This window comes from Vibrio rhizosphaerae (genome assembly GCF_024347095.1).
Taxonomy (GTDB): domain Bacteria; phylum Pseudomonadota; class Gammaproteobacteria; order Enterobacterales; family Vibrionaceae; genus Vibrio; species Vibrio rhizosphaerae.
Genome location: NZ_AP024904.1, coordinates 680,787 through 701,844, shown reverse-complemented (window position 1 = coordinate 701,844; position 21,058 = coordinate 680,787). Strand labels below are relative to the sequence as shown.

The 21,058-nt window shown below is 46.5% G+C and carries 17 protein-coding genes and 1 pseudogene; 10 read left to right on the top strand and 8 right to left on the bottom strand.

Annotated elements, in window-relative coordinates:
- Window positions 1-7 precede the first annotated feature (7 nt).
- From OCV37_RS18180 to OCV37_RS18160, 5 genes are all read right to left on the bottom strand, one after another.
- Window positions 8-1,036, bottom strand: a complete 1,029-nt coding sequence (locus OCV37_RS18180) for a FecCD family ABC transporter permease (protein WP_038181383.1) — start codon at window positions 1,034-1,036, stop codon at window positions 8-10.
- A complete protein-coding gene (locus OCV37_RS18175) occupies window positions 1,029-2,042 on the bottom strand; it encodes a FecCD family ABC transporter permease (RefSeq protein ID WP_038181386.1) in 1,014 nt (337 codons plus the stop codon). The genes OCV37_RS18180 and OCV37_RS18175 overlap by 8 nt, the downstream gene beginning before the upstream one ends.
- A 9-nt stretch (window positions 2,043-2,051) precedes the next feature.
- Window positions 2,052-3,029 (bottom strand): ABC transporter substrate-binding protein, encoded by a 978-nt coding sequence (locus OCV37_RS18170; protein ID WP_211252053.1) that lies wholly within the window; start codon window positions 3,027-3,029, stop codon window positions 2,052-2,054.
- A gap of 379 nt (window positions 3,030-3,408) precedes the next feature.
- The gene (locus OCV37_RS18165) at window positions 3,409-5,829 is read right to left on the bottom strand and encodes a flavocytochrome c (protein WP_038181389.1); all 2,421 of its coding nucleotides are present in this window, start codon (window positions 5,827-5,829) and stop codon (window positions 3,409-3,411) included.
- A 5-nt stretch (window positions 5,830-5,834) separates the two neighbouring features.
- Window positions 5,835-6,443, bottom strand: coding sequence for an NADPH-dependent FMN reductase (locus OCV37_RS18160; protein ID WP_038181391.1), 609 nt, complete (start codon window positions 6,441-6,443; stop codon window positions 5,835-5,837).
- Between the two features lie 117 nt (window positions 6,444-6,560).
- Between OCV37_RS18160 and OCV37_RS18155 the strand changes: the two genes are divergently transcribed.
- The 9 genes from OCV37_RS18155 (at window position 6,561) to OCV37_RS18115 (ending at window position 16,106) form a co-directional block, all read left to right on the top strand.
- Entirely contained in the window at window positions 6,561-7,523 is a 963-nt protein-coding gene (locus OCV37_RS18155) for a LysR family transcriptional regulator (RefSeq protein ID WP_261888144.1), read from the top strand.
- A 20-nt stretch (window positions 7,524-7,543) separates the two neighbouring features.
- Window positions 7,544-8,476 (top strand): FAD:protein FMN transferase, encoded by a 933-nt coding sequence (locus OCV37_RS18150; RefSeq protein WP_038181394.1) that lies wholly within the window; start codon window positions 7,544-7,546, stop codon window positions 8,474-8,476.
- Between the two features lie 211 nt (window positions 8,477-8,687).
- Window positions 8,688-9,758 carry an NAD(P)H-dependent flavin oxidoreductase gene (locus OCV37_RS18145; RefSeq protein ID WP_038181397.1) on the top strand — a complete coding sequence of 357 codons (1,071 nt, stop codon included), beginning with the start codon at window positions 8,688-8,690 and terminating at the stop codon, window positions 9,756-9,758.
- Between the two features lie 90 nt (window positions 9,759-9,848).
- On the top strand, window positions 9,849-10,283 hold the full coding sequence (locus OCV37_RS18140) for a GNAT family N-acetyltransferase (RefSeq protein ID WP_038181401.1): 435 nt from the start codon (window positions 9,849-9,851) through the stop codon (window positions 10,281-10,283).
- A 415-nt stretch (window positions 10,284-10,698) separates the two neighbouring features.
- Window positions 10,699-10,896 (top strand): hypothetical protein, encoded by a 198-nt coding sequence (locus OCV37_RS18135; RefSeq protein WP_038181404.1) that lies wholly within the window; start codon window positions 10,699-10,701, stop codon window positions 10,894-10,896.
- Between the two features lie 668 nt (window positions 10,897-11,564).
- Window positions 11,565-11,717, top strand: a complete 153-nt coding sequence (locus OCV37_RS18130) for a hypothetical protein (protein WP_157634974.1) — start codon at window positions 11,565-11,567, stop codon at window positions 11,715-11,717.
- 14 nt (window positions 11,718-11,731) lie between these two features.
- Window positions 11,732-12,838 carry a nucleotidyltransferase domain-containing protein gene (locus tag OCV37_RS18125; protein ID WP_038181408.1) on the top strand — a complete coding sequence of 369 codons (1,107 nt, stop codon included), beginning with the start codon at window positions 11,732-11,734 and terminating at the stop codon, window positions 12,836-12,838.
- Window positions 12,839-12,840: 2 nt separating this feature from the next.
- Window positions 12,841-15,054 (top strand): ThiF family adenylyltransferase, encoded by a 2,214-nt coding sequence (locus tag OCV37_RS18120; protein ID WP_051680549.1) that lies wholly within the window; start codon window positions 12,841-12,843, stop codon window positions 15,052-15,054.
- Between the two features lie 2 nt (window positions 15,055-15,056).
- The gene (locus OCV37_RS18115) at window positions 15,057-16,106 is read left to right on the top strand and encodes an SAVED domain-containing protein (protein ID WP_038181411.1); all 1,050 of its coding nucleotides are present in this window, start codon (window positions 15,057-15,059) and stop codon (window positions 16,104-16,106) included.
- A gap of 31 nt (window positions 16,107-16,137) precedes the next feature.
- Here the strand turns inward: OCV37_RS18115 and OCV37_RS18110 are convergent.
- The 3 genes and pseudogenes from OCV37_RS18110 to gcvH form a co-directional block, all read right to left on the bottom strand.
- Window positions 16,138-16,407 (bottom strand): annotated as a pseudogene (locus OCV37_RS18110) (transposase); the annotation flags it as partial.
- 167 nt (window positions 16,408-16,574) lie between these two features.
- Entirely contained in the window at window positions 16,575-19,439 is a 2,865-nt protein-coding gene (gene gcvP, locus OCV37_RS18105; RefSeq protein ID WP_038181412.1) for an aminomethyl-transferring glycine dehydrogenase, read from the bottom strand.
- A 100-nt stretch (window positions 19,440-19,539) separates the two neighbouring features.
- Window positions 19,540-19,917: a glycine cleavage system protein GcvH gene (gene gcvH, locus OCV37_RS18100; protein WP_038181414.1), complete on the bottom strand. Its 378-nt coding sequence runs from the start codon at window positions 19,915-19,917 to the stop codon at window positions 19,540-19,542.
- 476 nt (window positions 19,918-20,393) lie between these two features.
- On the opposite strand from gcvH, the gene OCV37_RS18095 reads away from it, so the two are divergent.
- Window positions 20,394-21,017: a helix-turn-helix domain-containing protein gene (locus OCV37_RS18095; protein ID WP_038181417.1), complete on the top strand. Its 624-nt coding sequence runs from the start codon at window positions 20,394-20,396 to the stop codon at window positions 21,015-21,017.
- Window positions 21,018-21,058 lie beyond the last annotated feature (41 nt).

The window sequence follows — 21,058 nt, the reverse complement described above, 5'->3', positions numbered from 1 at the left end:
TCTCGTTTTAAAAACGTTGACGGAAGAGTAAATAAATAAAGAATGGCGCACCGATAGCCGAGACAAATACACCAGCAGGTATGTCTAACGGTTGAAATAAAGTCCGGCCACATAAATCAGCCAGCATCACCAGACATGCCCCGGTGAAGGCCGTCGTTGGCATCAATAACGCAAAACTGCGGGTGATAAAACGACGGGCAATATGTGGTGCGATTAAACCCACAAAGCTAACCGCACCCGCATAAGCGATAGCCGGCGCAGCCATTAAAACACTTAAAAATAACAAGCTGAGCCGGGTTGATTGCAACGGAATCCCCAAGCCGACCGCGGTTTGATCCCCCAGCTCCTGTGCATTGATTCGGCGAGCGAAAAACAGAGACAGACTCAGACTGACCAATACCCATACCAAGAGTGCTTTTACCTCATGCCAACTGGCACCATAAACACTGCCGGTCAGCCAGACATAGGCCGTGAGACTGGTTGACTCTGAGCTGACCGCAATCAGTAAGGTCACAATCGCACCCATCGCAGCCGATACACCGATACCGACTAAAATCAGGCGCATGGGTGTAACCCCATGACGCCACGACAAAACATAGATCAGCAAGCTGGCAGAGAACGCGCCACAAATAGCAAAGACGGGTAACCATTCGATGCTCAGTACCGTTTGGAAAAAAGATAAAAAGCATACTGCTGCGGCAGATGCGCCACTGGTAATGCCGATAATATCCGGGGAAGCAAGCGGGTTTCGGATCATCGATTGAAGCACCAGCCCGGAACATCCGAGTGCCGCGCCAACCAATGCGGCCATCAGCATGCGAGGTAATCGCAAGGTTTCGATCACAAATGGCTCAGCAGAGTCAGGATGCAGCAATTTCAACAAGGCATGACTGACGTTGATATTTAACGTTCCGATGGATAAAGAGCACCCCATCACCAATAAAGTGAGTAGCAGCGAAAGACACAGGACAATGAGATCTGAATACGCCACAGAAAAAGACAGCCAACGATGACGTAGCGTGAATGTTTTATTCATGTCGATAACCTTTCCGGGCGAGAACAATAAAGAAAGGTGCGCCAAGTAATGCTGTCATTACGCCAATAGGGATCTCTTGCGGTGCCAGAATGAACCGACCAACGACGTCGGCCAGCAGCAATAAAACCGCCCCCCAAATCGCGCTCAGCGTCAGTAACCATTGATGATGATTTCCCACCAGTGCGCGTACCATATGCGGGACAATCAAACCAATAAAGCCAATGTTTCCTGCGATGGAGACACACATCCCGGCAAGACTGACGATCAACAGACTCAGGGCGATTTTCAGCAATAAGGTATTTTGCCCCAGCCCTGTTGCGATATCGTCTCCGGACAGCAAAATATTGATATGCGGTGACAGTAAGATGGCGCAAATTATCGCGACAGCAATATAAGGTAAAAAGGGGGATACCGTGGATAATTCACGCCCGGAAACCGAGCCGGCAACCCAAAACAACACACTGTCCAAACCTTCTTGCCCGATGATCAGAATCCCTTGAGTAAAGGCCATAAACAGGGCTGAAATGGCAGCACCGGCAATCACCACCCTCACTGGCGACAAACCATCACGGCCCATACACCCTAATCCATACACGAGTAATCCGGCGAATGCCGCACCGGCAAAAGCGATCCAGATATAATCATCCAGTGACCCCACGCCAAAATACACTGTAAATAAAACAATAAAGAACACCGCTCCACCATTCACACCAAAAATAGCGGGAGAAGCTAATGGATTGCGGGTCAATGACTGCATCAACACGCCGGATACCGCAAGCCCGGCCCCGACTGAACAGGCAATAACGCTGCGGGATAACCGGGTGGTGGTGAGAATGATGTGATCAATATCGTTGGGATCGGTTGACCAGAGTGCTCCCCAGACGTTGGTGAGTGGGATAGGATATTGTCCCACGGCCATACTGGCGGTGAATGCAATGAAAAGTAGCAGGAGCGATAAGGTAACGAGACCTGCGCAATAGCCATAATGCGATGGATTGAATCTCATAGAATCACGCTATCTCACGGCAGATTGCAGGTGATAACGATTCGCGATTTGATCGAGGATCTGATTCGCGCCCAAAATACCGCCCGACAATAACCAACTGGTCCTTTCTACGGTGTACACCGCATTATTTTTAGGGGCATTGAGAATCCGCCATAGCGGATGGTGACGCCAGCTTTCGAAGTTCTGTTTCACCGCTGCATTGTCGGCATGGGGTATGATGAAAAACACATCGGCATTGATAGCAGGTAATGCTTCTTTAGATTTCAGTTTGATGCCCCAGCCAGCGGCATTCTTTATCTTGGGTAATTGAAAGCCAATCGCACTGAGAACCATGCCCGGAAAACTCTCTTGGAGATATAAACGTAAATGGTCGGATCGGACATTGATGATCGACGCTGTAATTGGCCAGTCTGGAACACTCTTTTGTAGCTCGGCTCGAATCCGGGTGACCCGGTGTTGCCACTGTTCTAACCGTTTTTTCCCTTCTGATTCACGTCCGGTTGCCTGAGCGGTCAGGGCCAGCGTCTGTTGAAAATCGGAAACATTATCCGTAAAAACAGTCGGTGCAATTTGTGACAGTTGCGCATAAATTTTCTCATGACGAAATGTCGACCCGATAATCAAGTCAGGATGCAGCGCCGCGATGGTTTCCAGATTCGGTTGTGTTTCCAGCCCCACATGTACGGCCTCTTTTAACGGCTCCCGTAAATAGCGGTAAGTTGGCTTTTCGGCCCAAGCGTCCACAACACCGATCGGATGAATTCCCAATGCAACAGCAGAGTCTGTTGCACCCTGAAATAAAGTGATGACACGCATCGCACGCTGAGGCACTTCCGTGACGCCCATCGCATGAGTGACAGAGCGAGGTGTTGATTGAGGTGTCATCTCTCCTGAATAGGAAAAAAAACTGGCAAACAGACAGAGGGGAAGCAGGCGCGCACAATTCAAAATAATTTTATTCACGACAGCAACACTGCGAATACACATTCAGAGGCCTTGGTTAACGTTATGGTTATGATAGTGATAAGTATTCTTATTTACAGTTTTTCTGTCCCGGAGTCAAATTTGTCACGACTTGTTTATCATGACTTGTTTATCACGACTCGTTGTCATGATCCGAGAGAGGAATTGCCAACTGATGGATAATGCCAACGAAATGCAGGACAGGCACTCAACAAATATGGGGCAGGCGCGACGGGGAGGCATTCTAAAGGCGGAAAGGAGGGCGGTGCATTGTCTGAGGCAGGGGTTTGTCTGAGGCAGGGGTGCCTGAGAGTGATGAAATAAGAGAGCGAGGAATACTCGCTCTCTCTGGGTTGCCTGAGCGCGTTGTTTGAACGCCGCGCGGCTGAGTTCAATTTACTGCTTAGTCCATTTCACTCATGGCTGTCTTTCCGGCAATGCGGCCGAAAGTAAAGATATCTGCCAGTGCATTACCACCAAGACGGTTGCCCGCATGAATCCCACCGGCGACTTCACCCGCAGCATACAGGTGCTTGATTGGTCGGTTGTTTTCATCCAGAACTCGCGTGGCGGTATCAATCTTAAGCCCGCCCATTGTATGGTGAACGGCCGGTTGTCTGGGTGTGGCATAGAACGGCGCTTTTTCCACTTTCAGGCTAAAGGTATCCTTGTGGAATTCAGGATCGTGTCCTGCCTCGACATAGCGATTGTATTTGTTGATGGTCTCGACTAATACATCGGGCTCCATGCCCACCTGAACGGCCAGTTCTTCAAGGGTATCGGCTCTGAACAGCGTTCCCGCTTCGACTTGACGGTCAATTTTCTCCTGACTGGTGTTCGCCGCGGTTTTCTTAATCTCATCATCTGCAATCAGGTAGAAGAGCCCGCCTTCTGCCAATGCTGCTTTGGTTAATACATCTCGTCCGGCAAATTCATTAACGAACCGTTTCCCTTGTTGATTGACAATGACGAAGTTCTCCGGTGGCACCTGAAGGCCGCTGAAGAGTTCACCGGTATTCGGATCTGCGACGGGCATCATCTGCGTGAAGCCCATACCGGTTAAACCTGCACCGACGGACTGACCCAGCACAATGCCGTCTCCGGTCATCGCATAGGAGTTGGTGGTCTTGATATCGTCAGCAATGTGGCTCCAGTATGTGTTGTATTGTTGAAGCATCTTGGTATTGGCACCAAAACCGCCACTGGCCAGCACAACCGCTTTAGCATGAATTGTGATCTTCTGGCCGTTGACACCGGTCGCAATCACCCCTTTGATTTCACCGTCTTCGATGAGAAATTCTTTGGCCGGACTATCGGTCAGGATGGTGCCTGACATCGATTCAATATAGCGGCTTAAGGCAAGAATAAAGGCCGTTCCGTATCGCTTGACGGGCTTGTGTCCGCGTCGCCACAGGGCTCCGACCGGTGCAAACACCACCTCTTTGTCATACTCAACTCCGATCTCTTCCAGCCACTGCACACTTTCCAGCGCATGGTCGGTTAAGATTTTCACCAGATCGTATTGTCCATAGATGCTGTTGCCTTCAAGGTCAGTCCGCTTCCCGCCGAAATAAGTCTGCATTCTGTGCAGTAGTGGTGAATCAAACAGATAGCCTTTTTGATCACCGAACTGCTGCTGATAGGCCGCGAATTCTTCTTTCAGCGCTCTGAAATCAGCCAGATATTCCGGGTGAATCTCGCTTTCATCGGTGCTTAACAGCGCTTCAATGGTATGTCTTTCCCCCGGGTTCTCGTCGAAAGTACGCTGCCATTCCGGGTCGGCAGCATTAATCGGCCCACCGGTACGAATGGTGTTGCCACCAACGGCCGGGAATTTTTCCAGCACAATCGCATTTTTACCGGCCTGTAAAACCGTTGCTGCGGCACTCAAACCAGCACCGCCGCCGCCAATCACCACCACATCACAGCTGTATTCTTCATCGTCACGGTTCAGGCTGCTGGCCGGTTTGGGCCGTTTTTTCAGGATATCCGGGTTCACGCCCGCCAGTTTCACGGCTTTGGCAACCCCATCAATCACGGCATGACTGGTTTCAGATGCGCCTGACAGGGCATCCACGTTCAGCGTTTGCCCCTCGATGATCTTGTCCGGGATGCGGACAAATACTACATCGGCCAATCCTTCTGTCTCACCGGCAGTGTCGATATGAATACTTTCGATTTTCTTCTCGCTAAAGGAAACCTGCATCGGCAGCGCACCACCGTGACCGAGGGCATGGACTTCATAAGTCCCCGGCGCGAAAGAGAAGTCTTCTTCTACATTCAGTTGGTTTGAGATCTTGGCAAAGCGCATAAATCGTAAAAAACAGATTTCTAAGAAGTCGATGGTTGCTTCGTTGTTCAACTGCCCCTTGTCATCAAAGGCTTGATGAGCATTGCCCAGTAAGAATTCGTAACCCGGCATCACATTAGCGTTGACGCCCGGGGCATCCAATATCTGACGCAGGTGCAACTGCGCCCGGGAGGAGCCCTGAGCATCAATTGACGCGCCGAGAATCATGACTGGCTTGCCATCCAGCGGGTGAAGTTCGTAGCTGAGCCATTCAAGCACGCTTTTCAGGCTTGAAGGAATCGAGTGGTTATATTCGGGGGTCGCAATAATTACACCGTCACTGGCGATAATTTTTTGATTGATTTCCAAGAGTTGTGGGTTGGTCGACGGCTGGTCTTGGTTGAACATGGGGACTTGGTCGATTTCCAACAGTTCAATGTCTGCTTTGTCCTTGAAATGCGCTTGCATAAACTGCAGCAGTGTCCGGTTGTAGGACTTTGGCGATGTCGTGCCGACGATTGCTGTAAATTTCATTGCTCTCATGCCTCCCGGGTTTGCCAAGCGTATTTTTTATCTTTTTTGATGAGGGTTCTCTCTGATAAGAGTTTGGTTATCATCTCGGTAAACAGCACAAACTCTCTGAAAATCTCATCCAGTTCAGCCAGCTTATGTTCATCGATTAATTGGCCGCTGTCATTAAAGGCGGCTTGTGATTTTCCGAGCAGAAATTCGCTGCTGGGCATCAGGCGTGCGGCGAGTTCCGGGGAGTCAAGAATCTGGCGAAGGTGGGCTTGAGCGCGTGAAGAGCCGAGTGCGCCGTGAGACGCGCCGACGATTAAAACCGGCTTGTCGGTGAGTGCCTGACTGGTATAACTGATCCATTCCAATGCACTTTTTAACACCGCCGGAATGGCGTGATCATACTCCGGGGTCGCAATAATCACGCCATCTGCCTGACGAATCTTGTCAGATAAGCTGGTGACTTCTTGAGGCACTTGGTCATCGTCCGCTTCATAAAAAGCAGGCAAATCTCTGATCTCATAGAGTTCCAGTTGTGCTTGTGCTTGAAAGTGCCGTTGCATGAATTGCAGTAGCATACGGTTTGTTGACACTTCTGAATTCGTGCCAACGATAGCTAAGTAGTTCATATCCGGTGGATTCCTATACTGTTAAAAACCATATTTAATATCTGGATATTGTTTTAACACAGTATGAAAAATCTATCTAATAGCTATATATTCATCCTTAATAAGTAATTTGTTATCATGGCTGGGTTGTTGCGCAGAACCGGGGATGAGATGTCAAAATATCACAATCAACACACCTTATATTATATTGATGCCTTGCTTAAATTTAGCAATTACAGCAAGGCAGCAGAGTCCCTTTACATCTCTCAACCCTATCTGACGCAAGTGATTAAACGGATCGAAAGTGAATTGAATTGTCAGATCATCAATCGCAGTGAGCTGCCTTACCGTTTAACCGAGCAGGGAAAGATTTACTATGACTATCTTGGCTCGCTCGATACGGTGCACGCCAATATGCGCAGGCAAATTGCCGCCATCACTGACAAGGATAAGCAAACCATCAAAATCGGGATCTTAACCAGTATTGGGACCTACCTGATCCCGCTGTTTTTACCCAAATTTCTGGAACGCTATCCTGATTGTCAAATCGAGCTGGTGGAAGATATCCCGGAAAACAATGAGAAGCGACTGCAAAAAGGTGAAGTGGACTTTTGGATCGGGCAGAACGCAAGCAGTATTGCGCCCAATCTGCTTGCTGTGTCATGGGGCAAGCATGGTTATTTTGCCGTGATTCCCAAATCCTGCGATCTCTATCAGGCCGGTATGGCCACGATTGCTCCGGGCAGTATTGAGATGGACGATTTATTGCGGCAAAAGTTTGTCTTAACCGCGAAAGGGTCAGCCATCAGAGCGCAGGTGGATCATCTATTCAGTATTTACAAAATCAAGCCCGATATTGTGTTAGAAAGCAGAGAAATTGCCACCGTCAAACATCTTGCCATGGCCGGCTGCGGGATCACGTTCGTGCCTGAAAGCCTGACCATCGCGCCTTGCCCTGAGCAGTACAATATTTATCCGTTGCCGATTGACCAATTGAACTTAGATTATTTCATCGCACATCACAGCAGCAGGGCGCTTTCTGTGATGGAGCAAGGGCTGGTGGATTCATTTTTACGTTACAAAGACACCGCGACATACTGACGGGATGAAAAGGAAAAGACATGACTGAAGGCTCACAAGAAATCAAGCTGATGGGCACCACCATTCGCCTTTACTTTAAAGGTCATCAGGCGGAACAGTGGTTAAATCAGGCGGTTTCCATGTTGAGGCGCTATGAGTCGGTGTTTAGCGCTAACAGCGAGCAGTCTCAACTGTTTGCGTTGAAAAACGCCGCCGTGAATCAACCCGTCGTCGTTGACCATGATTTGTATGAATTAATCAAGATCGGTAAGCAGCACAGCCTTGATGCCGATAGCTTTTTAAACATTGCGATTGGCCCGTTGATTAAGCTGTGGCGGATTGGTTTTGCCGGGGCAAGGGTGCCTGACCCAACCGAAATACAGCAGGTATTGGAGCGCTTAAATCCTGCGGATATTGTGCTGAACGATGCACAACGATCGGTCTGTTTTACCAAGCCCGGTCTGGAAATCGATCTGGGTGCGATTGCGAAGGGATATTTCAGCGATCAAATCATGGCTTTCTTCAAAGAAAAGCAGCCCGTCTCCGCCATGATTGATATTGGTGGCAATCTGCTGGTGTATGGTGAATCCCCGAAGCATCATCTCGATTGGGATGTGGGTATCCAGAATCCCTTTTTACCCCGGGGTCACTGTGTCGCCACGGTGAAGATCAGAAATCAGTCCGTCGTCACTTCCGGGATCTACGAGAGAACCTTTCAATATCATGGCAATCGTTACCACCATATTTTTGACAGTCACAGTGGTTATCCGGTCGATAACAATGTGGCTTCTTTAAGCATTATTTCGGATCACTCGTTGGACTGTGACATCTATACCACCAAACTTTTTGGCTTAGATGCCAGACGTATTTTAACCACCGTTAACCAGATTGACGGCATGGAAGCAATCGTGATCACCGGAGACGGGCAATTTGCCACGACGCCGAATCTGAGAGACAAGGTTACTATGGCGTAGTTACAAATGACATAGTTAAACATGACATCGTTACAAATGACATCGTTACAAATGGGATAGTTAAAATATGCGGCTATGTTACTATCGAGCCTATTGCCGCAGGCGTGAAAGGAAAACGGCACAGCATGGGGCAGCAATCACACAAGCAATTCTGATATATTCAAAGCAAATTACAGCGCCAAGTGATCAACTTACCCTGAGGTGAATCGCCATGAAACAGAACCCTCTGACCTCCCGTTTCAATATACATCCAATCATTCAGGCACCGATGGCGGGAATCTCTACGCCTTCATTAGCCGCCGCTGTCTCAAATGCCGGTGCTTTGGGCTCTATTGCGCTGGGTGCAAGCGATGTTCACCAAGCCGATATCCTGCTCAAAGAGACGAAAAAACTGACGACTCAACCATTCAATGTCAATCTATTCTGTCACAAACAGCCGGAGCGGGATCAGCACAAAGAAGCACGATGGTTAGATTTTATCAGTCCTCTTTTCAAAGCGTTAGGCGCTGAACCACCCAGCGCTTTAAATGAGATATATCAAAGCTTCATACTCGATACAGAGATGTTTTTGCTACTACTCAAACATAAACCCCGGGTGGTTAGTTTTCACTTTGGGCTGCCGCCAGCAGAGTGGATTAAGAGATTGAAGGAAGAAGGTATCTTTCTGATAGCGACGGCCACCAACCTGCAAGAAGCAAAACACATTGAAACACTCGGTGTAAACGCGATAGTCGCGCAAGGCATTGAAGCCGGAGGGCACCGGGGAACGTTTGATTCCACCCTATTGGATACCGACATCGAAGACGACAAACTGAGCACGGCTGATTTGGTCAGTCTTTTAGTCGCCAATGTTTCTGTACCGATCATTGCTGCCGGTGGCATCATGAACGGCAAACATATCAACCATTTTATGACGCTGGGCGCTTCTGCTGCACAGCTCGGTACAGCATTTATCACCTGCCCGGAATCCGCTGCAAGCCAAAAGAATCGCGATATGCTACTCAGTGAGCGGAATCAAGAAACTATTTTAATTGAGGGGATATCAGGCAGAGCGGCCAGAGGCCTGTGCAACAAGTTTACTTCATTTCTGGAATCTGCTCATGCGCCTAGTGTGCCGGACTACCCATTGGCATACGATGTCGCCAAAAAGCTATCGCTTGCCGCACTCAACCAAGGAACAGATGAATATACCGCCTATTGGGCCGGGCAGGGCGCCCCTTTGATTCGGGAACTCACCGCCAAACAACTCGTAGAAGTTCTTATTTTAGAAATGAACGGCTGAAAGGGTTACCCAAGGTATTTTAGATGGACAAGGGTTGCCAGACGTTGTTTGTTTGATAACGGTTCTGGCGTGATACGTAAGGAAAATAAAGTGGTAAAAATTCGTGAAATGAAAATCGCGGACTATGACGAAGTAATCGCTCTTTGGGAGCAAACGGAAGGCATGAGCATTCGGGATGTGGACTCAAGAGAAAATATTGCACGCTATTTAGAGCGCAATCCTGATTTAAGCTTTGTTGCAGAAATTAATCATGAAATTGTTGGTGCTGTATTGGTTGGTACAGATGGACGTAGAGGCTATCTACAACATCTGGCGGTATCACCGCATTTTCGGGGGAAAAAGTTAGGTCGTGAATTAGTAAACCAAGCCATCAATTCTCTCGCTAAGATTGATATCCCGAAGACTCATTTATTTGTGTATAACGACAATATCAATGCCCAACAGTTTTATGAGAGGCTAGGTTGGTTCGCCAGAGATGAAGTTCGAATGTACTCATTCAACAGTTCGAGTAATAGCAACGTCTAGTGCACTGGGTATCACAACCGATCAAGGCATCGACATCCTTTTCCTCATCTGACGGAAGCGTTCTAAGTACTGGCACGCTTCCGTCTACGTCAGCTAGTCAATGCTTCCCAGCTCGCAAAATCTCATACTTTTTTCATACTTTTATCGAAATAAAACCTGATAGCCTGTGAATGCACTGGCAAAATTCAGTGCCGGGATTGAGACCCCTGTATTTTCTTCACAAGACATGTAAAACTCCAGCTTTGCTGAGGTTTTCATGTAACTTCAGCACACCTGAATTATGGTGGGCTGGATAGGGGCGCTTTGGCGCACCGTTTCTTGTGAGCGGCTGTCTCAAACCTGTCCAGTTCGCCACCCAAAGTTTGAGACCTTTGTGTGGTGAGATATCATCCATCACAAGAAGAGGTGACAACCTATGTACGAAACCATTCCTTACAACCACGAATTTGCCCAGAAATCCCGTGAATATCTGCGTCAGTTAGAAGAAATCTTTGAAGCCGAACAGCGGCACAATAGTCAAGAGCTGCGCAATGTGCTGTTGTATCTGAATAACCTGATTACCACCCATTACGTGCGCTACCATCAAGAGATTGACGGGGAACATATGGTGTAGTTATTGGTGATTTAGATTTCGAGCCGCAATTGCGGCTCGTTTTAGAAGGGTGTCAGCCCGGTTCTGGTTCAGAATTGAGTCAGTTAGATTGTGTCCCATACTAGCACCTTGACCTCGAATGATATCCACAATTTTGACTAAATTATGGTCATGCCTTAACGAAGACTGATATGTCACTTTCTAATATTTTTAGTGCGCAAAATAAAAGGTTGTTTATAAACAAGTTATGCATAAATTTTGTGGAAATTGTTTCATATTGAAATATATGAATCTGATTCTGGTTTTTACTAAAATGTCAAGGAATTTATTTTTTGACTGGTTTATAAATATACCAATTTTATATTGTACGTTTTTTCAGCTCAGTTCCTTTATCTATTAGCTCGTAAGTAGCTACTAACGATTTTTTTCATTTCTTAAGTTATTCATAAACTTCCCCCTAAATTGCAACTTGAAATCCATTGTACATAGCATTATGTTGTATTGAGTTTTAAATTTAACTACCATATATTGTGTTTTTTTGCTGATTTTTTGAGTTCTAGATCTATGAATGGTTCAATTCTTATCACTGGGTAAAATTGATTGATATAAATCAAAACGTATTATTCGCCTTGAGCTTTAATTGCATGGCGAGTTTAGATTTTGACCTGATACTAAAGAGAGGAATACTCATGAACACTAAGAAAACTTCGAATCAGGTTGCCTCTTTAGTGGTAGCAACGTTGCAGGATTCATCTGCATTTAAAACAGAAAAGTCTCTTACTGGGTCGGTACTTTCGCAGTCCGTATACCCATGTAAATATATTGGCTCATTCCATTGTTAAGGAGATCGTGTTCAATGCCTATTCAAGCTTATTTCGACAAGTTTAATAAGAAAATCTACCTAACTAGCCATTCAGAAGGATTTAAAAAGGCAAAGGAAAAGGATAAAAGCATTCTCGAGGAAATCAAAAGCGCTTTTAAAGATGCAGGCTATCCCGTGGTCGATACTTTTATGCAAGGATCATTTGCTGTCAACACAGCTATTAATAGTCTGGACGGTGATTTTGATATAGATCGTGCAATCGTTATTGATGCAGAAAATGCACCTGAAGATCCGATTACTCCAAAGAAAACCATCAAAGAAATTCTGGATAAGCGAAATTTTAAAGAACCTAGAATCAAGAAACCGTGCGTGACAGCTGACTACAAATCTATCAATCTGCATATTGACTATACGGTATACAAAAAAGAGACATCTCTATTTAGTAATGATACTTATTATCTAGCTGTCGGTAAAAATGGGGCTAGTAATGAACACAAAGAGTGGTCAGAAGCCGATCAAAAAGGCCTTATCGAATGGATTGATAGTGTTGATAATTTTGTTTTTGGAGCTACTGCAAAACGCAAACAACTCAAGCGTTTGATCCGCTATATTAAACGCTGGCGAGATGTGAACTTTAATTCTGAAGGAGTAAGGAAAAAGGTTTTTTCGATTGGCCTAACCATCATGGTCAAAGAGCAATACCATCCTAATCCATTTTCTGCAGAGGTGGATAACGATCTACAGGCTTTGAAAAACACTGTTGATGCGATTCTTGATGCTGATTATATTTCAGCTCCATGGGGCACAAGCGATTACCGTGTCTCTGTTAGGTTACCCATGGCGCCTAAGCGCGATATTTTTCAACACAAGGTAGGAGGAGGGAATGCTGATGGCAGTGATCTAGCTGTTGGTGGCCAACTTAGAAATAAGCTACTTAAGCTTCAAGAAGAGCTTAAGAAAGCCTTGGATGAGACGGACGAAAGAAAACAGTGCGAGATCTTAAATAAAGTGTTTGGCGACGATTTTGAAGTACCCAAAGAAGAAAAGCAATCATCTTCTAAGGCCACATCAATACTTCTGACTGCTGGGGCCGCTCCCCTCAGCACGGCAGGGGCGTCCGGTACATCGCAAGGTGCATAAATGTGAACTACGAAACTGTTCTAGAGTATTTCCTCGATAGTGAATTTGAGGTCCAGCCTTCGAGTTATTCAGAGCTGGAGACAATTTCTGTAAACTTTGAAATTAAAGGCCGCTTAATGACTTTGGTGCATTTTTGCATCAATGAACTCCAGCAATTGCCACAATTTTATTTGGAAGACTATGCATCTTTTGGTGTTTTAGCTCATGTTCTCCCTTCATCGAATTTTGAAGGGCTTGGGAACATTTGTGTTAACCAACTGGACTCTGTATCCGTCAATTTTGAAAGGCCAGAATTGGCTTTCGAAGAGTCCATAAGGCGTCATATCAAACTGCTAAGTATGCTTATAACTGATTCTGAATTTAATCAGAGTGAGTTGCTTAGGGAGTTTAGTACAAATTGGTATGCGAACACCAAAAGTTTACTAAGTTCATCGCCTAAGACGCTTTACTGCACATCACGAGTTACTCATTTTACACAACTTGATATTTATCAACCCATTCAAACCAATAGTGTTATGAGTATTCCTGCATCTTTCACTGCCTTGCCACATGAATGCAGTGATCAAGATGTAGCTCGATTTTTAAAAATTGAATCCCGTCAACGACGAAAAGATGCTGTAGGGTGTATTCTTTCTCTGCAACCTGTAGTTCTGAATATTCCTCGTGATGGTGATGGATTGAAAGCGTGGTTGTTGGAAGCTATTCAGAATTTAGCTCCTGAAATCAAAGTTAGAGCAGAAAAGGAGTTGTTTCCTATTCGAGCTAAAGAGTACTGGTTAGTGCTAAACGTGGTAACGCCATCAGGTAAAGCATGGGTTGGGGTAAAACTTTCTTTAGACAAAAAGCGGGCATTTCCTCTGACCTTTGATAAGATCAAACAGTGGAAGGTTGAACCTATTTTTGTTGAAGCCTTTAACAAGGAACTAATGCTACCACGTAGCGGTGCTAACCCATCTCTTGATAGCAAGAAAGTGATTTTATTTGGCAGTGGTTCCGTGGGAAGTGAAATAGCGCATAAGCTGGGATCTGCCGGAATTGGCCGTATTGATATTGTCGATCCTGATCATTTTAGTACGTCTAATCTTTACCGTCACACTTTAGATGGTGGTAGTATAAACTGGCCTAAGGCTTTAGCTGTGGCCTTTCAACTGAAACATAAGTTTCCGTGGCTAAAATCTTACGGTTATGGCAACTCTTTGCTCAATTGTAGAAAACGAGAGATTTTAAACGCGTATGATCTCGTTATCATAGCTATTGGGGGGCCTACTCATGAACGCTTGTTTCATGATTATGTGGTGAAATCGGATGTTAAAGCTCCTGTAATATACAGCTGGCTTGAAGGGTATGGAATTGGTGGACATGCAGTCTTAGATATTCCGCATCAACTTGGATGCTTGCGTTGTGCGTATGTTGAACCGAGCAGTGGAGTTCGTGGTTTAGCATCCAACCTTAACTTTATAGAACCAGGACAGAATATAGTAAAAAACTATGCTGGTTGCGGTGAGATGTTTATTCCATATGGTGCAATTAGCTCCACACAAACAGCTCTTCTGGCTGCAGATCTAGCTGTGGGATATCTAGAAGGAAAGCTCAGTGAGTCAAAAAAAGTTAGCTGGAAAGGCGATAGCGCAGACGCTGAGCGTGAAGGGATCAATCTTAGTACAAGATATCGAAATTTTACATCTTCTTTAAAAAAGCTGTCTTTACGACATCCTTTATGTGACGTTTGTCGACCTAAAAAATTTCTCACCTATAAAAGCAAGTGTGGAAAAGTTCTCCACCTTCCACTGACTCTGAATGAAAAACTGTGTTCCTATCGACAGGAAAAATCTACATCTGTTGAGTCTGCCGGACTCCTCATTGGTTATTATGGACAGAGCGGTGAAGTACTAATAGATACTTTTACCACCCCAAAAGGATCTGATCAAAGAACCAGAACGACGTTCAAGCTAGATGCGCAGGCTCACCAGACAGAAATTGACGAAGCCTATATCGCTTCAGATCAGCTGTTAGGCTATGTTGGAACTTGGCATACACATCCTCAGGATTTTCCGATTCCCTCAATCCCGGATAAAACTGACTGGCGAACCCATGAGTGCGACAATCCCGACCGCCCATTGTTTTTTATTGTTGTAGGCAGAAAGAAAACATCCGTTTACACCATCGATAAGGGAAAGACAATCGAATTATCTATCAATTCTGAGGAAGATTGCTGACTATGTGGGAACGCTTCAAATGGTTGTTTGTTACAGCATTAAAATTCAAACGCACATCTTATCCGCGAACAAAATGGGGAGTTAGAGCCTGCATCGCCTCTTTGGGAACCGGCCTATTCTCGGTTGGTGTACTTAACATGAAACTTGAAAGTGGCTATATTGTCGACACTCTGAGTCTGGCTGGTACAGAACCTTCTTTATATGCGATGTACCTTAGTGTTGCTTTGTTCATTTTGGGTGCAATGCTAATTTTCTCTGAGTGGAACCAAAAACTTCGCCATACCGCTAGGGTTATTATTTCAGCAATGCCTGGCGTCTCTACGGACTTCCCTGATGAGGTGCTGGAACCATCCGAGAAAGCATTTTGCAGGGAGCCAGTGCATCTAGGCGTACCCCAGACTATGTCTGAAAATATAGAGCAGCAAATCCGGCGATATAATGCCGAATTAGAAGTTGATATTTTTAAGCGCCATATACTTCAAGATAAAGGCCAAAAACTTTATATAGGAGGGCTAGCCCGGATTCCATTTTTAGTTGCTTATGGTGCGATGTTAAGAAACCTTTCTGCGGAGATCTTATATTTTGATAAGTTTCATAGTAATGGAGGTTATGCGCTATTGTGTGATGAGTACACTGGGATCAAATTAAAGGAATCACCCCTTGTGGATAGGGTCAGCGATTCAGGTGATGCCGCAATAGCTATAGGTCTTAGTACCCCTATAAACTTCTGTCAAATTCCTGAAGAGTTCCAAAACTCAATTACTATGTTGGATTCCGAACAAGATGCTTCGAGGAACCTGATAAAGAATCAGCGTAACTTACAAGAGATGTCAGCTAAGATCGGTGAAATTATTGATAGGTTATCTGCAATACCAGGTTGCAAAAAAATACACTTATTCTTGTCTGTCCAGTCAGCCTTAGCAATTGAAATCGGGCGTCGTTATCAGGAAGGGACACAGCAGAATTGGGTGATACATAACTTTGACCCATCATCACAGTCCTATACATGGGCAGTGGAATTATCACGTTCGGGGATTTCTGTTTACTCCTAGGGGCTGTTGATCTTTGCTGTACATAATTTATTCAGCAATATATCGGCAGCCACATTATAGTAAACGCCAGTGATACCATACTTGCGTAATTTCTTGCTAACTTATCATATCTCGTTGATATTGAACGAAAATGTTTAATCCTTGCGAAAGCATTCTCAACCAAATGTCGATACTTATACAGGCACCAATCAACGCTTTCCTTGTCGATATCTTGCCCATAGTTTCGTTTGGGTATGACGGTTTCACCACCTTTTAACTTCACGTATGCTCTCAAGGCTTCGCTGTCATAACCTTTATCTGCAGGTCAATGAGAACTAAATGACTTCTAGTAATTTGAAGTCAGAATATGAGTTCAACAAACCTAAAACGCTTTTGTCCAAAAACGTTTTACAGCATAACAAAAAGGCGAACCAAACCGTTCGCCTTTTGCCATTCAAGTGAGTTATCAACTCAGTTATCCGTAATCACCTAACCCTCATAATCACTGACCGGCGGGCAGCTACAGATCAGGTTTCTGTCGCCATAAACATTATCGACCCGATTGACGGTTGGCCAGTATTTTGCTGACTGAGTATGTGGGGTCGGGAAGCAGGCGAGTGCACGGCTGTATGGATGTTGCCAGTCGTCGGCGGCCAGATCAGCCTGTGTGTGCGGGGCATTCACCAGCGGATTATCCGTAAGCGGCCACACACCGGCAACGACTTGGTCGATCTCTTCACGAATGGCGATCATCGCGTCGCAGAAGCGATCTAACTCGGCCAGATCTTCCGATTCGGTCGGTTCGATCATCAATGTACCGGCCACCGGGAAGGACATCGTCGGCGCGTGGAAGCCATAGTCCATCAGCCGCTTGGCGATATCTTCTTCGGAAATGCCGGACGCCTCTTTAATGGGCCGAATATCGATAATACATTCGTGCGCAACACGGCCGTTATCGCCTCGGTAGAGAATCGGATAATGGGCGCGGAGCCGCTCCATCACGTAGTTGGCATTCAGAATCGCCAGTTGAGTCGCTTCGGTTAATCCGGCGGTGCCCATCATCGTAATATAAGCCCAGGATATCGGCAGAATCGAGGCACTGCCTAAATCTGCGGCCGCAACTGCATGGTCGTTGCCTTCGACGCCGGACTCAATGTGGCCGGGTAAAAATGGCGCCAGATGAGATTTCACTCCGATAGGGCCGACGCCCGGGCCACCGCCGCCGTGCGGGATACAGAACGTTTTATGCAGATTCAGGTGGGAGACATCCGAGCCGATAAAGCCGGGGCTGGTCAGTCCGACCTGTGCGTTCATATTCGCGCCGTCCAGATAAACCTGTGCGCCAATCGCGTGGATCAGTTCACATACCTGCCGGACATGCGTTTCGTACACGCCGTGGGTGGACGGGTAAGTAATCATGATGCAGGAGATTTCTTGCTGATACTTTTCGATCTTGGCTTTGAGGTCGGCAAGATCAATATTCCCGTTTGAATCACAGGCGACGACGACAACATCCAGTGACACCATTGCGGCTGACGCTGGGTTGGTGCCGTGTGCTGAGCTTGGAATCAAACAAATATGGCGGTTGCCTTCACCGCGGCTCTGATGATAGCGCTGAATCGCAATCAGCCCGGCATATTCACCGGATGCACCGGAGTTCGGTTGCAACGAGAACGCATCATAACCGGTAATCGTGCATAGTTTGGTTTTTAAATCTTCGGCCAGCTCAGTATATCCGGCAGCCTGACTTTTTGGGGCAAACGGATGGATTTGGCCGAATTCAGGCCATGTCACCGGAATCATCTCAGAGGCAGCATTGAGTTTCATGGTGCAACTGCCCAGCGGAATCATGCCATGGGTCAGCGAGAAGTCTTTATTCTCCAGCGTTTTCAGATAACGCATCATCAGCGTTTCACTGTGATAACGATGGAAAACCGGGTGAGTCAGATAAGCGGATGCTCTGCGGCAGGATTCAGGAATCGCCGCATATTCATCATGTTCAATTTCAGCGGCAATTTTTTCCGGATCGGCTTGGATGGCGAAGACCGTAAACAGAGTCTGCAGATCATCCGGCGTTTTGGTTTCATCGAAACTGATGCCAAGGGCTTGCTCATAGCGACGCAGATTGAGCCCGGCTTGCTGTGCTTTTTGATACAGCGCATCGGTCTGGTCGCCGGTCTCAATGGTCAGGGTGTCAAAGAATGTCTGATGACGCAGTTTGTAACCCTGTAACGTGAGTCCGGCCGCCATGATTGCGGTCAGATGGTGGGTTCGCCGGGCAATGGTTTTGAGCCCTTCCGGACCATGATAGATGGCATAGAAAACAGCCATGTTGGCCAGTAGTGCCTGTGCGGTACAGATATTCGAAGTCGCCTTCTCGCGCCGGATATGTTGCTCCCGGGTTTGCATCGCCATACGCAGCGCGGGCTGGCCTTTGGCATCCACCGAGACACCGATGATTCTGCCCGGCATGGTGCGTTTGTATTGATCGCGGGTTGCCATAAAGGCTGCGTGGGGGCCGCCATATCCCATCGGTACGCCAAAGCGTTGGGAAGAACCAATCACAATATCGGCACCCATTTCTCCGGCCGGTTTAACTAATGTGCTGGCAAGCAAATCGGTAGCAACCGCAACCAAAGTTTTATTCTGATGGGCCGCCTCGATCACCGGGGTTAAATCAGTGACTTCACCGGTGGTGGTCGGATATTGCAGTAAAGCGCCGAAGACATCTTGCTGCGGCAGCTCGCTGACCGGCAACACCACCACTTCAAAATTCATGAATTCAGCGCGATTTTTGACCACTGCGATAGTTTGTGGATGGACATGATCCGCGATGAAAAAGCGTTGGCTTTTACTTTTACCGGCTCTTTTACATAAGGCCATTGCTTCCGCTGCGGCGGTTGCTTCATCCAAAAGCGAAGCATTGGCGATGTCCATACCGGTTAAGTCAATCACCATCTGCTGGAAATTCAGCAGTGACTCTAAACGACCTTGCGAAATCTCAGGTTGGTAAGGGGTGTATGCCGTATACCAGCCGGGGTTTTCCAACACATTGCGTTGAATGACACTGGGTGTGAACGTGTCGTAGTAACCCTGACCGATAAAACTGCGGGCAATTTGGTTTTTGCCTGCGATGCGTTTCAATGCCGCGAGCATCTCGGATTCACTCATCGCTTCAGGGAGTGAGAGGGGAGATTCCAGACGGATGCCGGCCGGCACGGTTTCGTTGATCAGGGTTGCCAGACTTTCAGCACCAATGGTTTCAAGCATCATGGCTTGCTCCCGCTGACGCGGACCGTTGTGACGCGTGGCGAATTCTGTTTGAGAAGAGAGATTGCGCAGTAGTTGAGTCATAATTTCCTTACCGTGACCACACAAGGTGTCCGTTGATATAAGCTGAATTCAAGACGTAAAAAAAGCTGCACACCAAGCGATGTAAACAGCTTTAATTGATTCAGTCTTCCAGTGTGTTGAGATATTCTGCTTCGTCTTTCAGATCATCCAGTTCAGTCGGATCGGTCATGCGGATTTTGGCAATCCATCCCCCTTCATACGGTTCTTCATTAATCAGTTCAGGACGATCACTGAGATCTTCATTGACTTCAATAATAATGCCGCTCACCGGTGAATAGATGTCCGATGCTGCTTTTACGGATTCAACCAATGAAAAGTTATCACCGGCATCCACGTCACTGTCAACATCAGGGAGCTCCACATATACGACATCACCTAACATTTGTTGTGCGTGTTCTGAAATGCCAACGGTAACCGTCCCGTCGCCGTGATTAAGAACCCATTCGTGACTGTCGGTAAACTTCAGCGTGTTATCCATGCATTTATCTCCAAAAAAATCGATTGTAACTCGTGCTCAGAGCGTCACCAGATTCATGATTTCATTGCAGCGGGGCGTTAAAAAATCAGTGAATGGCAACAAAACATTATCAAAAAGGAACATTAGTTCTGTTGGGGCATTCATTCTGAATCATGGGTTGTCCGACTCTTTCCATAGCGTAGCCAATTTCAATGATGTTACTAAGACATCTTTAGCAAAATTCGAACGATGATATGCCTAACTTAACCGCTGAAGCAGCGGTAGGCAATAAAAATTTCTTATAGGAAACTTATTTTCTTGCTAGTATGTCGGTTATTGTTTATTTGGCGTCGATTCATCGGGCACAATGATGCGATTGTGTGTCTGATTGAATCGATGACGGTGAGAAAAATGACACCGGATTCAAAGGCGGCCATATTGATCCCAATGCCCCGATTTTGGTGGGGTGTCATTGGGTTTTATTGAAGGGGAACATCATGGAAAAAAGTACGCTGGATGATAATCCTGCTTCGGTTATCACGCAGGAATCTCAGGAAAGCAATATCGATCCACTTCGATTAGGACAGCGTATTAAGGATATTCGTCTTGAGCTCGGCCTGACCTTAGAAGAAGCGAGTCAGAAGACCGGTTTGGCAAGATCGACGCTGAGTAAAATTGAGAATGAGCAAATTTCTCCGACATTTCAGGCGATGCAAAAACTGGCGCATGGCTTGGAAATCGGGATGCCCCAGATATTTGAGCCGCCGAAGAGAGTGCTTGCGACAGGGCGAAGAGATATTACGTTAGCCGGACGAGGCAAGCCGCATCCGACATCAACTTATGAACATGAACTGCTGGCGACGCAGTTGTCCGGTAAAAAAATGACACCGTTTAAGACCCGGGTTCGTGCCAGACAGTTTGAAGAATTCGGTGATTGGGTCCGCCATGACGGAGAAGAGTTTTTGCTGGTGCTGGAAGGATCGGTAATGTTGTATACCGAGTTTTATGAGCCGATCACACTGAGTGTCGGTGACAGTGTCTATTATGATGCCAGCATGGGACATGCACTCGTTTCTGTCAGTGATGATGATGCACTGATTTTATGGGTGACGGCGAAATAATCAATCGATGTGTGTTTCAGGGTGTTTATTATAGGAAACAC